Origin of the sequence: Sphingomonas sp. CCH5-D11 (assembly GCF_001557395.1) — a bacterium.
GTDB lineage: Bacteria > Pseudomonadota > Alphaproteobacteria > Sphingomonadales > Sphingomonadaceae > Sphingomonas.
In genome coordinates, this window is the sequence record NZ_LSKH01000218.1 from 14,596 (window position 1) to 29,379 (window position 14,784).

Annotated in this window: 13 protein-coding genes; 6 read left to right on the forward strand and 7 right to left on the reverse strand. The window is 63.4% G+C overall.

Going from position 1 to position 14,784, the window contains the following annotated elements; genetic code table 11:
* The first annotated feature begins 29 nt into the window (after positions 1-29).
* Together AX702_RS13925 and AX702_RS21680 are read left to right on the forward strand one after the other, a co-directional pair.
* Positions 30-1,697, forward strand: coding sequence for an alkaline phosphatase family protein (locus tag AX702_RS13925; protein WP_066780541.1), 1,668 nt, complete (start codon positions 30-32; stop codon positions 1,695-1,697).
* 218 nt (positions 1,698-1,915) lie between these two features.
* Positions 1,916-2,431, forward strand: a complete 516-nt coding sequence (locus AX702_RS21680) for an energy transducer TonB (protein ID WP_177179063.1) — start codon at positions 1,916-1,918, stop codon at positions 2,429-2,431.
* Positions 2,432-2,512: 81 nt separating this feature from the next.
* Here the strand turns inward: AX702_RS21680 and AX702_RS13935 are convergent, their stop codons facing one another.
* The gene (locus AX702_RS13935) at positions 2,513-3,451 is read right to left on the reverse strand and encodes a right-handed parallel beta-helix repeat-containing protein (RefSeq protein WP_066780545.1); all 939 of its coding nucleotides are present in this window, start codon (positions 3,449-3,451) and stop codon (positions 2,513-2,515) included.
* Between the two features lie 213 nt (positions 3,452-3,664).
* Here AX702_RS13935 and AX702_RS13940 point away from each other — a divergent pair, with 213 nt between their 5' ends.
* A complete protein-coding gene (locus AX702_RS13940) occupies positions 3,665-5,095 on the forward strand; it encodes an aldehyde dehydrogenase family protein (RefSeq protein ID WP_066780547.1) in 1,431 nt (476 codons plus the stop codon).
* A gap of 61 nt (positions 5,096-5,156) precedes the next feature.
* Positions 5,157-5,453 carry an EthD family reductase gene (locus AX702_RS13945; protein WP_066780549.1) on the forward strand — a complete coding sequence of 99 codons (297 nt, stop codon included), beginning with the start codon at positions 5,157-5,159 and terminating at the stop codon, positions 5,451-5,453.
* Positions 5,454-5,988: 535 nt separating this feature from the next.
* Here AX702_RS13945 and AX702_RS13950 read toward each other — a convergent pair.
* Positions 5,989-6,552 carry an FKBP-type peptidyl-prolyl cis-trans isomerase gene (locus AX702_RS13950; RefSeq protein ID WP_066780551.1) on the reverse strand — a complete coding sequence of 188 codons (564 nt, stop codon included), beginning with the start codon at positions 6,550-6,552 and terminating at the stop codon, positions 5,989-5,991.
* An 85-nt stretch (positions 6,553-6,637) separates the two neighbouring features.
* Positions 6,638-6,844: a 30S ribosomal protein S21 gene (rpsU, locus tag AX702_RS13955; RefSeq protein ID WP_007404630.1), complete on the reverse strand. Its 207-nt coding sequence runs from the start codon at positions 6,842-6,844 to the stop codon at positions 6,638-6,640.
* A gap of 197 nt (positions 6,845-7,041) precedes the next feature.
* Here rpsU and cysS point away from each other — a divergent pair, with 197 nt between their 5' ends.
* On the forward strand, positions 7,042-8,472 hold the full coding sequence (cysS, locus tag AX702_RS13960; RefSeq protein WP_066780553.1) for a cysteine--tRNA ligase: 1,431 nt from the start codon (positions 7,042-7,044) through the stop codon (positions 8,470-8,472).
* Positions 8,473-8,499: 27 nt separating this feature from the next.
* Here the strand turns inward: cysS and AX702_RS13965 are convergent, their stop codons facing one another.
* Positions 8,500-9,462 (reverse strand): M48 family metallopeptidase, encoded by a 963-nt coding sequence (locus tag AX702_RS13965; protein WP_066780566.1) that lies wholly within the window; start codon positions 9,460-9,462, stop codon positions 8,500-8,502.
* Between the two features lie 47 nt (positions 9,463-9,509).
* Here AX702_RS13965 and AX702_RS13970 point away from each other — a divergent pair, with 47 nt between their 5' ends.
* Entirely contained in the window at positions 9,510-10,448 is a 939-nt protein-coding gene (locus AX702_RS13970; RefSeq protein WP_066780568.1) for a D-2-hydroxyacid dehydrogenase, read from the forward strand.
* Here the strand turns inward: AX702_RS13970 and AX702_RS13975 are convergent, their stop codons facing one another.
* The 3 genes from AX702_RS13975 to AX702_RS13985 form a co-directional block, all read right to left on the reverse strand.
* Entirely contained in the window at positions 10,449-10,835 is a 387-nt protein-coding gene (locus AX702_RS13975; protein ID WP_066780555.1) for a response regulator, read from the reverse strand.
* Positions 10,836-10,889: 54 nt separating this feature from the next.
* Entirely contained in the window at positions 10,890-13,070 is a 2,181-nt protein-coding gene (locus tag AX702_RS13980; RefSeq protein WP_197420610.1) for a sensor histidine kinase, read from the reverse strand.
* Between the two features lie 200 nt (positions 13,071-13,270).
* On the reverse strand, positions 13,271-14,593 hold the full coding sequence (locus tag AX702_RS13985; protein WP_082746263.1) for an EAL domain-containing protein: 1,323 nt from the start codon (positions 14,591-14,593) through the stop codon (positions 13,271-13,273).
* Positions 14,594-14,784 lie beyond the last annotated feature (191 nt).

The window sequence follows — 14,784 nt, forward strand, 5'->3', positions numbered from 1 at the left end:
CCCGCTCCCGCTTTGCATCAAGGTCCGTCATGAAAGCTTTGCTCGCCTCCTTGCTCGCCTCCATCGCGCTGCCGCTCTCCGTCGCACCCGCCGCCGCGCAGGAGGCTGCGCTGGAGTCGACGCAACCTGCGGCGCCGGCCGTGCCCACGACGCCGAGCACGCCGCCCAAGCTGATCATCGCGATTTCAGTGGATCAGTTCTCCGCCGACCTCTTTGCGCAATATCGCAATCGGTTCACCGACGGCTTTGCCCGCTTGCTGCAAGGCGCAGTGTTCCCCTCGGGCTATCAGAGCCACGCCAACACCGAGACCTGCCCGGGCCATTCCACCATCCTGACCGGCATGCGCCCCGCGCATACCGGAATCGTCGCCAACAACTGGATCAACCAGAAGGCCCCGCGCGCCGACAAGGAGGTCTATTGCGCCGAGGACGAGCGGATCCCCGGCACCGATCACTCCACCTACAAGCCTTCTGATCTGCACCTGAAGGTGCCGACGCTGGGCGAGATGATGAAGGCCGCAAACCCGGCAAGTCGAGTCGTGTCCGTCGCAGGCAAGGATCGCGCGGCGATCATGATGGGTGGGCACAAGATTGACGAAGTGTGGTTCTGGGGCGGCAAGGATTTCGTCTCCTATGACGGACGACCAGTTCCTCCGGCGGTTCAGCGCGGCCGGGAGGCTGTGGCAAAGCTGATCGCCCAGCCGCAGGAGCCGCTTCCCGTTCCCGCCTTCTGCCGCCCGCTGATGCAGCCGATCGAGGTCGGTGGCCAGACGATCGGCAATGGCCGGTTCGCGCGCGCTGCCGGTGACACACGGGCCTTCCGGGCATCGCCCGCGCTGGACGGCGCGGTCTTCGCGATTGCCGCCGGGCTGATCCAGGACATGAAACTGGGTCAGGGCAGCGCGCCAGACATCATCTCGATCGGTGCCTCAGCAACCGATTATGTCGGTCACGGTTTTGGCCCGGGCGGCGGCGAGATGTGCCTGCAGATGGCAGAGCTCGACAAGACGCTTGGCGGCTTCTTCGCAGTTCTCGACTCTTGGGGCCTCGACTATCAGGTCGTGCTGACCGCGGATCATGGCGGCCACGACATGACCGAGCGGCAACAACAGCGCGCCATGCCGGGTGAAAGCCGCGTCTCGGCCGACCTTTCGGTGAAGGCGATCGGAGAGGCGATCGGCCAGCAGCTCGGCATCGCCGGCCCGGTCCTGCTCGGCTCGGAGGGCGATATCTACGTTGCCGATTCGGTGCCGGCAAACCGGCGTCAGGCAGTTATCGCCGAAACGGTAAAGCGGTTGCGCGCCTTTCCGCAGGTTGCTGCGGTCCTGACGCGCGAGGAGATCACCGCGGCAGCTATCACTGCCACCCCGCCGGAGACCTGGACGCTCGCTCAGCGCGCGCACGCCTCTTATGATCCGGAACGCTCCGGCGACCTCCTGCTCATGCTGAAGCCGCGCGTGGTAGGAATCGCGAAGCCCGGGCCAGGCTATGTCGCGACGCACGGCAGCCCGTGGGATTATGATCGGCGCGTTCCGATCCTGTTCTGGCGCAAGGGCATGGTCGGCTTCGAACAGCCGCAATCAATCGAAACGGTGGATATCGCACCCACCCTCGCGGCGACGATCAATCTGCCGGTTCAAGGGCTCGACGGACGGTGCCTCGATCTTGACAGCGGGCCGGGCGACACCTGTCGCTGATCTGATCCGATGAGCGGCGCGCGCTGATCATCTACATACAACCATTTACGAGATAACCCGCATGGTAGACGGCGACGCCGTTTGCTATGCGGTTCGTTGGGGATGAGATGCGTGTCGCATCCAGGGCCCCCGACCCAGCGTCCGACGACCCAAGAACATTCAGGATCGCAGCATCGAACGCCGGCCGAAGCTTTCGGAGAGGTGTTATGAGGTCGATCATGACCACTGCGGCCTGTGCCGCGCTATGCTTTGCCGTGCCCCCGGCGCTCCACGCCCAGGGCCAGACTTCACCAGACGTTGTCTATGCGCCCAACGTCGGACCGCATCATTTGACATTGGTTCAATGGTCGGGCCGCGTGAGTCAGGAAATCGAGAGCCAACTTCAATATCCCCGCATTCCGACCCCCGAAGAGGCGGGCAGCGGGATCGTCCACGTCAAATTCCGCTGCAGCCCTAGCGGTGCTGCCGATCAGGCTACTGTGATGAAGTCGTCCGGCTCCGGCTGGCTGGATCAGGCCGCGCTTCGTGCCGTGAAGCGGCTGAAGAACCTGCACCCGCTCGCCACCGGCGCGAACCCGGATCAGAAATATGTCGCGCTTATCCTATTCTCCACGTCTCCGCGAGAACACGCACGGCAACTGGCCATGATCAACGAAGAAGCGAAACAGCGTAATGCATGGTTCAAGGGCGGCACGCAGACCGCCAGCATCATGCTGGCGCCCGACGAGAGTTGAGAGGCAAGGCTGGGCGCTGGCGGTGGCAATGCCGTCGCGCCCTGTCCTGGCGGCTTATTGAAAGCAGTGAGTTTGCATCCGTCAGGGGCGGCGCACTTCGTATGCCCGTATGCCGGTGCCGAGACGATTGGCGCCGACGGCGAGTTGTTCACCACTGACGTTTGCGACGAATGCAGGGCTTTTTTCCTGGTTCGGCGCCAAACGCGCATCATTGTCATCGATCTTGAGCCCGGCGGACGAATATTTACGCTGCTCGGCCGCGACGACGATAAGACCGCTCCAGTTTTCCTTCTGCGTTCCCTGAACGAACGTGTTGCGCGCGATCTCGCCCGTGGCGCCTTCCGGCAGGTCGATCATGTAATTGGTGCGGCTTCCCGCTGAATCGTCGAAGCTATTGTCGGTGATCGTCACCTGCGGCACGCGTAGCTTCACATAGTGGCCGCCGCGGCCTCGCTCGAAGCGGGAATTGGTGATCGTCACGCTGCCGCTGTTGGCGAGATAGATGGAGTGGGCGCAATCCTCCGTCTCGTGGCATTGGCCAAGCCCGGAGAAGGTCGAACGATCGACCGTGACACGGCTCGCGTCCTCCGTACCGCCCAGGATGCCTTCCTGGCTGTCGAGGAACATGGCGTTGCGGACGGTCAGATCACCGATCTCGATACGGATGCCCGCCCCATTTCCGTCAGGCACGCGAATGCCACGGAACACCAGCCCGTCCACGACCGAGCCGTTGCCGCGAAGGACCAGGGCGGCCTTGTCCTCGCACGCTCCTTCGAAGATTGCCGTTCCGGCTTGTCGCGCCTTGAAGGTGATCCGCCCTGCCTGCTGCACCGCGCATTCGCGATAAACACCCGGTGCGATCAAGACGGTGAAATCCTGGCCACGATTGGCCTGCAACGCCTCGTCGAGGGTCGCAAACCCCTCCCCGCTTTCCTGCACGACGAACGGCGCCGCCCCGTTCTGTCCGCTCACCGGTACGGCGGCGATCGCGACAGCGAGAAAGACGGGGGCAAAACGCATGGGGAGGGATCCTTTCATGCCCTCCTGACGCGGCGAACCCGGGCGCGGAAGTGTCAAACGCTCCATCTCTCGGCCGAACTGCTCGGAACGGGCTACCGAGGTGACTTATTGTCCCGTCGCGGCACGCTTCCACTGCGTCGCGTTTCCTGTTGCAACTGACTTAATCGGGCCGCACAAGCGTGACGAAACACGTCCATTAGGCGGAGAGGCACAATGCAAAGCTATCTGAAGCATTATATCGATGGCGCCTGGGTCGACAGCGAAGGTGGCAAGCGCCACGAGGTCATCGATCCCGCCACCGAGCAGGCAACCACCGAGATCACGCTGGGCACGGAAGCCGACGTCAACAAGGCAGTCGCCGCCGCCAAGAAAGCCTTCAAGACCTGGGCGGATTCCTCAGTGGAAGATCGCATCGCCCTGCTGGAGCGGATCATCGCGCTCTACAAGAAGCGCATTCCCGATCTCGCCGCTGCCACCAGCCGCGAAATGGGCGCCCCCATCTCGTTCGCAAACATGGCGCAGGCGCCGGCTGGCCTCGGACATTTCATGGGCACGCTGGCCGCGCTCAAGGAGTTCACCTTTTCCGAGCAGGCGGGCAAGGGCGCGCGCGTGGTGCATGAGCCGATCGGCGTCGTTGCCATGATCACGCCGTGGAACTGGCCGCTGAACCAGATCTGCGCGAAGGTCGCGCCTGCACTTGCCGCCGGCAACACCATGATCCTGAAGCCGTCGGAAGAAGCGCCGACCAACGCGATGATCTTTGCCGAGATCCTGGACGAGGCCGGCGTGCCCGCTGGCGTGTTCAACCTCGTCAATGGCGATGGTCCGACGGTTGGCGCGGCTCTCTCGGCGCACAAAGACGTGGACATGGTGAGCTTCACGGGTTCGACCCGTGCGGGCATCGCGGTGGCGACCGCCGCTGCCGCAACCGTCAAGCGCGTCCATCAGGAGCTCGGCGGCAAGGCGCCGAACGTCGTTCTGGAAGGCGCGAAGCTGGGCGAAGTGCTGCCCCCGACGCTGGCCGGCGTGATCGCCAACACCGGCCAGAGCTGTATCGCGCCAACCCGCCTGCTGGTTCACAAGAATCAGGTGAACGAGGCCGAAGAGGTCGTGAAGGCCATCATGGAAGCGACTCAAGTGGACACCCCCGAGAAGGAGGGTGCACACATCGGGCCGGTCGTGAACAAGGCCCAGTTCGAGAAGATCCAGACCCTGATTCAATCCGCACTCGACGAGGGCGCACGGCTCGTCACCGGCGGCGTTGGGCGCCCGGATGGGCGCAACGCGGGCTATTACGTGAAGCCGACGGTTCTCGCCGGCGTCACGCCGGAAATGCGGATCTACCGCGAGGAAACGTTCGGGCCGGTCGCCACCATCACCACCTATGAGGATACCGAACAGGCGGTGGAGATGGCGAACGATACCGATTACGGCCTTTCCGCCACGATTTCAGGCGACCCGGCCGAGGCGGCGAAGATCGCTGGCAAGCTACGCGCGGGACTCGTGACCATCAACTCCTGGGGCCCCAACGGCGCGACGCCATTCGGCGGCTACAAATCCTCCGGCAACGGTCGCGAGGGCGGGAAATGGGGACTGACAGACTTCATGGAAGTGAAGACCATCGTCGGCGAAAACGCCGCCTGATTGGAAAACCAACAGCGGGCGCCCTGAAGAGGGCGCCCGTTTTCATAAGGGGAGAGGGAAAATGATCGTTAGCGTTCTGTATCCGAACCACGACGGCGCCAAGTTCGACGCCGGCTATTACAAGGCGAAGCATGCCGAACTGGCACGCGAGATCTGGAACCCCGACCGGGTGGAACTGATCGAAGGGCAGGCCCCGGGCGGCGGCGCTGCGCCGTTCGCGTTGATCGCCCATTTCCACTTCGCATCGCCCGAGGCGATGGGACAGGCCATGGCCAATCCGCGGATCGGCGAGCTTCAGGCGGATGTGCCGAACTTTACGGACATCACCCCGACGATCATGGTCGGCCGCACGCTCTGATCTGATGACGGCACGCGCGCGCCTCACCACAGGCGTCGCGCGGCCCTGTGCAGGTGCGCCGCGCTCTTCAGCGCTCGTGTCAGGTTCCTTGCGAGCGCGTCCCGCACCTGAGAAGCGGCGAGTTCGCTTCACTCCGGCTTCGATATCGCCAACCGAGCACCTCGGACCAGTTCTGCGAAACCCAGGGCACGGTCGGTCGCGAACGCTTACGAGCAGTTAGAGTGAACTCAGCAGTGGGTGCTCAACGGCGTCTCGCCGGGAGAGAAGTTGTTCGCGGCACGTAGGTCGACAAGCTCAGTGCCGACGAAGGCCAGGATCCAAATCGATCCAGAATAATCACAGCGCCGACCATACGAACGCCAGGTCCAACTAAGATCTTATCGTCGGGGCAATTCGCAGCCCCGACTCGGCGCAACATCCAGTCGAACCTAACGGCCGCTGTGCGGCGGCAAGGCAGATCGCATATTCCGACGAGAGCACTAAAGGGAGCTGGCCGGCGCCGCTATCCGCAGCGCCGGATCAGCACTCTTTTAGATCAGCGGCCAGCGGGAGCTTCGGCGCCAGGAATTGCTGCCCCGGGAGCACCGCCCATCATCTGCTGCTGCTGCAGCTGGCGAAGCACCGCCTCCGGCAGGAAGTCGATCAGTTCGACATCGAAGACGAGCGTCGAGTTTCCGGGGATCGGCCCCTTCGTCTCGGCACCATAGCCGAGCTCCGGCTTGATCCAGAAGCGGTACTTGGCGCCCTTCGGCATGAGCTTCAGCCCTTCGGAGAAGCCCTTCACGACGCCGGTCACGGGAAAAGGCGTCGGCTGCTGCGACTTATCAAAGGTGGTGCCGTCGAGCAGCTTGCCTTCGTACATCACCAGCGCAACGTCGGTATCGGTCGGCTTCAGGCCAGACCCAGCCTCCAGCACCCGATATTGCAGGCCGGAAGCCGTCGTCACCACGCCAGCCGCACGCGCATTACGTGTCAGGAAATCGTCACCCTGAACTGCAAGCGCCGCCGCCGCCACAACCGCGGCGATGATGCCGGCGATCAGCCAGAGAACATAGCTGCGCTTGACCGGCGCGATCGGAACGGCGGTGACGGACGACATGGCGATCCCTCGGTCATGACCAGGCGCGAATCACCGCGCCTGGATTGCAGCGAATGTTGATAAAGTTGATGCAGACGCGCGGGTCTTACCGTGCGCCGTCACGCTCCGCACGCTTGCGCTCCAGCTTGCGGGCGCGGCGAACGGCAGCCGCACGCTCACGTGCGCGCTTCTCCGACGGCTTCTCGTAATGCCGGCGCAGCTTCATCTCGCGATACACGCCTTCACGCTGCAGCTTCTTCTTGAGCGCGCGCAGGGCCTGGTCGACGTTGTTGTCGCGAACGATGATCTGCATAAAACCGACACTTCTCCGAGATCTGAAACAGCCCGATTCCGCAAAACGGAAACGGCGGCAGCGAGCGTAGCCCGCGCCGTGAACCCGCTGCGTCTACCACTGCACCGATGTCGGCGCAACCCGCCGCGCTGTGGCGATTGCGTCACAGCACGCGCCACGCCTTTGCGCGCAGGCGTGGCGGCGGTAGAGCGCGCTTCATGACGACGCTTTCGCTCTACGACAGCCTTTCGCGCTCGCTGCGCGCATTCAAGCCCCTCGACCCGGCGAAGGGCGTACGAGTCTATTCCTGCGGGCCAACCGTCTACAATTATGCACATGTCGGCAATCTGCGCGCCTATGTCTTCACGGACACGCTGTCGCGCGTGCTGACGTGGAAGGGTTATGACCTAACCCATGTCATCAACATCACCGATGTCGGGCACCTCACCTCCGACGCGGATGCCGGCGATGACAAAATGGAGGCCGCGGCCAAACGCGCCGGCAAGGACATCTGGGCGATCGCGCGCCATTACACCGATGCGTTCAAGCAGAATCTGGCGGATCTCAACATCCGCAATCCCACACATCTGCCGCTGGCGACCGATCACATCTCCGAGATGATCGACTTCGCCGCGCAGATCGAGGCGAAGCATTGCTACCGTCTCGACAGCGGCCTGTATTTCGACGTGACCACCGTCCCCGAATACGGGCGGCTCGCGCGATCGGCGGATGATACCGGCGAGAGCCGGATCGATCCGGTCGCCGGCAAGCGTCACGCCCAGGATTTCGCTATCTGGCGCACGTCGGCGCCAGGTGAAAATCGACAGATGGAGTGGGACTCGCCCTGGGGTCGCGGTGCGCCCGGCTGGCACCTGGAATGCTCCGTCATGAGCAAGAAATATCTCGGCGAATCATTCGACATCCACACCGGCGGCATCGACCACCGCGAAATCCATCATCCCAACGAGATCGCGCAGAACCAGGCGCATTGCGGCTGCGCCGATAGCGGCGCCGCTTTTTGGATGCACAACAACTTCCTGGTCGAGCGCGCCGGCAAGATGAGCAAGTCGTCGGGCGAATTCCTGACGCTACAGGCGGTGATCGACCGCGGGTTTCACCCCCTGTCCTACCGTATGCTGTGCTTGCAGGCGCATTATCGCAGCGAGCTGGAGTTCTCCTGGGAAAATCTGGCCGCCGCTCAGGTGCGGCTGAAGCGAATCGTGCAGGCGGTGGAAGGCCTTCGTTCCCGAGCGGATGCGCCGGCAAAGGGCTCCGCAGCCGGGTACCGCGAACAGCTCGATACCGCCGTCTCGGACGATCTCAACACGCCAAAGGCGCTGCCGGTGCTTGATGCCCTGATTGCGGACAAGAAGGTGTCGCCGGCAGACCGGCTTTCCGCGTTGACCGATTTCATCGAAGTACTGGGCTTACCGCTCGACACGATCACGCGCGAAGATCTTCGCGTCCGACCGGCTTCCGCCGCCATCGACGAGGCTGCGATCATGAGCATGCTGGCCGAGCGTCAGGACGCCCGCGCGCGCAAGGACTTCGCCGCCTCCGACGCGATTCGCGACGAACTCGCCGCGGCCGGCGTCGAGGTGATGGACGGCGACCCGATCGGTTGGGACTGGCGCACCACCGCCGCCTGACACGCGCCAGCGCTAACGCACGAGCAGTTAGCGCAGCGGTGCATCCCGCTGCGCCAGGATTGGCGGGACGTAAGGCTGTTCGCCCTTGGGAATGGCCGCCGCAGCGGCTTCGATCGCTGCGATCCGGCGCCTTGTGGCGGGATGCGTCCGGCTCCGGAACAGCCCGCCGTCGATGTCGCCGCCATGCTCCCGCCAGAAGCGGGCGGCCGAGGCGGGATCATAGCCGGCATTGTGGAGGAGGACGACGCCAAGCGCGTCGGCCTCAAGCTCTACCGCCTGACCAAGCTGTGCATTGCGCCCGAGTTCCCCAAGCAGCCCCCCCTGCACGCCGGCAGCTTCAAGGCGGACACGATGCTTCAGGATGACATGCGCCAGCTCATGGGCGACGATGACGGCGGTTTCTTCATCACGGTAGCGTTCGAAAAACCGCACTCCGATCTGAATGACCTTGCCGTCTGACTGGGCAGTCATCTTCGGCCCCAGCACCACCTCAAACCGGCCGCGACAGCCTTGAGGAGCCGTCATCTCTGTCTCGTGGCGACTGCCATTCCGAACCAGCGTCGCGCTAACCGGGCTTTCCTGTCGCTCCAGCACGTCGAGCGCAGCGTCGCGGTCCGCGCTGGACGGCGGCGGCGCGTTCGCGACGAGTGGCTCCGATCCAAGGGCGGCCAGCCCGTCATTGGCGCGGATGCCGGCCGTCGCTGCCGGGGAGCCGGGCACCACTCCCTCCACCGAAATGGGCGAAGGGAAGCCGAACACCTGGCGCGCGGCGCCCTGCGACGCGGCGTCATATTGGGTGCGGGCGTGTAGAATCATGCCGCTTGCCGGCACGGTATCCCGGCACAGCGTCGCGTTCGACGTGACCAGCCGATGCGCGATGGTGGCCAGGCGCAGGTCGATGGCGCGCAGCGCCTCCAGGCTGGCGGTGTCAGGTTCGGCATGTGCAGCGGGCGCCGAAGCGGCGAGAGCAATGGAAAGAAGCGCGATCACATCAACCCGATAGGCGAGCCGGGCACGCCGCGCTATCAATCGTGGTCATGAAGGCCGTTTTACCCGCAATCGCCCGTCCGCTGCTGGAATCGCAGCTTCCGTCGGATCTGGAGGTCTCCTGGTGGTCGAGCCCGGCCGATGCAAAGGCGATGATCGCCGATGCCGAGATTGCCTGGGTCGACATGCAGCCGACAAAGCTGACCGAAGAGACACTGCGCGCGGCCGGAGACGGGCTGAAGTGGGTTTCGACCATTTACGCCGGCTTGGACGCCTTCCCCTTGGACGTGCTGCGCGCGCGTGGGGCGACACTCACCAACGGCGTGGGCATCAACGCCATTGCGGTGGCCGAATATGCCGTACTGGGGGTGCTCGCAGCCGCCAAACGCCTGGATGAGGTGATCCGCGCGCAGGACCGGGCCGAGTGGCTGCGCGATTCGCCGGGCAAGATCGAGCTTGCCGATACGAAAGCCATCGTCATCGGATATGGTGCGATCGGCCGTCTGATCGGTGAGCGACTGTCGGCGTTCGGCGTCGAGGTCACGGGCGTGACCCGTTACGGCAGCAATGGCACGCTCACCCCCGACAAGTGGCGGACGCAGCTTGGCGCATTCGATTGGGTGATACTCGCAGCTCCCTCCACTGGAGAGACCAAGTCGATGATTGGTGAGCCCGAGCTTGCGGCGATGAAGCCGAGCGCGTGGCTGATCAACATCGCGCGCGGCGACATGATCGATGATGATGCCCTGTTGTCAGCATTGCGCGACGGGAGGATTGGCGGTGCGTTCCTCGACCCGACCAATCCGGAACCGCTACCGTCCGATCACCCCTTGTGGACGGCGCCGAATTGCATGATTTCCATGCATCTGTCCGGACGCAGCCAGACCAAGATGTTCCAGCGCGCTGGAGCCATGTTCCTTCGCAACCTGGCCGCATACCGTGCTGGGCGGCCGATGGAGAATGTCGCGGATCTCGACCGCGGCTATTGATCAGCCGATCAGACCATCGTCATCGGCCGCAAGCACGCGGCCCATGGCATCAAACAGATTGTCCATTGCGACCGGCTTGAAGATCACCTCGTCAGCGCCAGCGGCGAGGCAGCGCTCGCGCAGATCGATCGCCGTATCAGCGGTAACAACGATGATGGGAACGCGCGCCTTCTGATCCGAGCGGGCGCGGATGTGGCGAATCGCCGTAATCCCATCCATGCCGGGCATGCGAAGATCGACCAGGAGCATGTCGAACTCCTGATCGTCTAGCAGCCGCAGCCCTTCCTCTGCGCTTTCCGCCTCGATCATGTCCGCCCCGGCCACGTTAAGCATGTCGCGGACGACACGGCGGTTCATCCTATCGTCCTCAATAAACAGGACGTTCATGGCCGCAGGCCAGACAGGCAGGCTAATCGTTCCATTGCCACCGTGATTATTGTCTCAAGCGGCGCGGGAAACAAGAGCCGAGACGTTAGGTTCGTCGCTAAACACGGCCTGGACTAGCGCTTCTTTGCCAATCGGCTTGGTGATGAAGCGAGACACGCCTGCTTCGGCCAGCCGCGTCTGTTCAAGCGGCTCCAGACGCGGCCCGAGCAACGCGATCCGTGCATCCGGCGCGGCCTGAGCCAGCGCACGCACAGCCGCAACCATGTCATCGCTCGCGCGCAGGGTCTGATCATCCAGAAGCAGCGTTGCGGGCTGCTGGGCTTGCAGCGCGTCCTGGGCCTCATCGGCAGTGGCGGCGAAGGTCACTGCCCCGCCTACGGGCGACAACAACGCCTTGAACATGGCCCGCGTGATCGGGTTGCGATCCAGAACCAGCACGCCTGCGCCCGACACCGCTTCCGCTTCATCCGCGATGGCCGGCTCATAGGGCAGATCGAGCACGAACGTTGCGCCATCACCCTCCGCGCTGACCACCGTCACGTCTCCGCCCATCGCGCGGGAGAGATTGCGGCAGATCGACAGGCCGAGCCCGGTGCCGCCGAACTGGCGGGTCGTTCCGGCATCCGCCTGACGAAACGCCTCGAAGATAATCTCGTGCTTGTCCGGCGCGATCCCGATGCCCGTATCTGCGACAACCAGCCGCCACCGGGCGTCCACAATGCTGGCAGATACGCTGACATGACCGCTCGCGGTGAACTTCACCGCATTGGAGAGCAGGTTGAAAACGATCTGCCTGAGGCGCGTGGCATCTGCCATCGCGCAAGCCGGCGCGTTTGCCAGATCAAGGGAGAAGCCGATCCCCTTGGCACGCGCCTGATCCTCCCAGATCCGCGCTGCGTCCAATATCGTGCGCTTGATATCGGTCGGCGCTTCCTCGATCGTCATCCGTCCGGTTTCGATCTTCGCCACATCCAGAATGTCATCGACCAAAGCGCGCATCGTCATGCCCGCACCATGAACGACGGACAGTCGATCGCGGGTCGGCAGGTCGGTTTCCGGATCAGCGAGCATCACCTGCGTCATGCCAAGGATGCCATTCAGCGGCGTGCGAATCTCATGACTGGTGGTTGCCAGAAACTCGGTCTTTGCTGCCAAAGCCTTGCCCAGCGCCGTGTTGGTGCGCGCCAATGCGTTGCGGCTCCGCCGGATCGTGACGATGCCAATCACGAGCATGGCGATGATGAGCAACGTGCCAAGAAACAGCCATTGCTGGGTGCGGGCGCGGGACCGCTCCAGCTCGACCGTCTTTTGCAGATCGGCCGCCTTCAGTTGCGCGATGCGCAGATCCTGATTGGCAAAGTCGAACTGCGCATTGGCGATGGCTGCGCTGTTGGATCGGGCGGTCGCCGTTGCCTGATCGTCCAGCCGCTTCAGCGCCGCGAGATGCTGAACCGCAAGGTCACTGCGGCCAAGCTTGGCATATATCTCATACGCAACCTCGTGCGACGAGCGATCCGGTGGCAAAGTGTTCTCTAGATCCTTGCCGCTAAACCGTTCGGCGATCAGGCGCTCGGCCCTGTCGATGTTCCCACGTTCAAAGGCCGACTGGGCTGCAAGTGTGATGAAGCCGTCGCGATGCGCCGCCGCCTCCGGCTTGCTGGATAGGGCAAGCCCCTCGGCTATCGTCCGATCCGCGGCCGCCAGATCGCCTTTGGCGAGTAGAACTTCCGAAATGTTGATCAGAACCTGGGCCTGCAGTGCCGGGCTCTTCATGTCCCGCGCAAAGACCAGTGCCTTGCGCAGTTCGGATTCGGCGCGGCTAAGGCGATTAAGCTCTCGCAGCGCCATACCACGGCCGTTGTGGATCGCGAGCGACAGGCCCGGATCGGCGCGGTAGGCGGCCATCGCTTCGTCGTAGTAGCGGAGCGCTCCTTCATAATCGTTGCCAGTGGCATGGACCAAGGCGATGGTGATCAGTGCCTTCGCGCGGCTCCGCGTATCGCCCAAGTCGCGAAAGAAATTGTGCGCGCGTCGGAGATCAGACAGTGCACGCCCAATCTGCCCCGTGGCGTATAAAACCCCACCTTCGGTGAGCAGGATGTCCGCGTGGAGTTGCGTTCCAGGCGCGATCTTTTCTACGATCCGCCTTGCTTCGCCCAAAGCCTGGGCGGCACGCTGCGGCTGCATAACCCGGCTGTGCCCTTCCCCGATCAGCCACAAGGCTGTCGCTTCCATCTGAAGCGATTTCGTTCGACGAGCATAGGCAAGCGCTGACTGAGCTTCGGCAACTGCATCCGCAGGCTCCGTCAGCATTCGTGACTTGATCGCAGCCGTGAGAGCTTCGAACTTGGGATCACTGATTCTTGAGGCAGGAGAAGCCGCGACGAGGACCATAGGCAATGCGAGAACGAGCAGGCAACGCCGCCAGAAGGTGATCACCCGCGCTTCCATGCCGTCGCCAGAGTGTTGAAGGTCGCGCGACTGTCTTGCGAGACAAAGTGATGCCGATCTTCATCCAGGAAGGTGGTGAGCGCCTCCAGCGAGATCGGGCGACTGATCAGAAAGCCCTGAACCATGTCGCAACCCATGACGGTCAAGAGCGCAAGCGCCGCATGAGTTTCTACGCCTTCCGCCACCACCTCCATCTCGAGTGCATGCGCGAGATCGATCGTGGAGCGCACGATTAGCGGGTCGCGGTTCGAGCTCGTCAACTGGGTGACGAACAGCTTGTCGATCTTCAGCTCACGGGCGGGCAGTTGCTTCAGATAGGCCAGACTTGAGAGACCGGCGCCGTAATCATCGATCGCGATGACGATCCCGATATCGGCAAATCGCTGAAGGTTGGCGATGGCCGAAGCAGGATCACGGATGACCGACGTTTCGGTGACCTCAAAGCCAAGCTTCGCATCCGCCTCGGCAACCATGTGGCACGCGGCGTCCACAAATGCCTGATCGCCGAGCAACTGGCCCGAAATGTTGATGAAGATGCGCAAGTCGTGCCCGGCGGCAAGCAGCCGACGCTGGTCCTTGATCGCGCGCTCGATGGTCCAGATCGTGAGCTGATCAATGAGACCACCATCTTCCGCGACGCCGATGAAGTCCCCCGGCAGGATCAGCCCGCGCGACGGATGCTGCCACCGCACCAACGCCTCAGCGCTGCCGATCTCCTGCCGCCGCACGTGGATCTTTGGCTGATAGGCAAGGAACAACTGGTCCTCGGCGATGGCGAGTTTCAGTTCTCGGGCGAGCGACCTGCTTTCGCGCGCATCAAACCCCGCCACATCATGTCGGACGGGCATGTGCGCCGCGCGCGCCTCGGCAAGTGCGGCCTCGGCCTCCTCGACTAGGCGCACTTCATCGAGATGCGCCGCAGGTCCTGCCGCTGCCCCGAAACAGATCTCGAGCGCGTAGATCTCCCCATCCAGAACGAACTGCTCCTCGCAAGCGCCCCGAAGCAGGTCCAGCGTCTGGTCAAGTTCACCCGCGTCCGCCCCTTCGAACGCAAGCTCCAAGGTGGTTCGGCCAACCACCGTCAACCGCACGTCCGGCGCCGCTTGGGACAGTCGGGACGAGACGTCGGCGACTAGCAGGTCGCTGCGTGCGCAGCCCAGATAACGGCGAACCGCGGCGAAGTTCGCGATTTCCGCCAAGATAAGGAATCGCCAGGCCGGCCGCTGCGCCACTGCGGCGGGTAAGCTCGTCAGCGAGCCGCGCCGCACGACGGGCGCCTTCACGGGATTGATGCCGGAACCGACCATATTGGTTCGAATACTAGGCAGGTTTGAAGATACCCTTAATTCATCAATCATCAGTGCGGCAGCAGTGCTTACCTTAATAAACTCTCTTGAAAGTTGGTAAAGGGAACGTTAACTACAAACCCGCGTCCGGTGGACGTGAAAACTAGGGAGTTCAAGATGCTCGCTTTCATTCTCGCCCTGATCTACGGCGG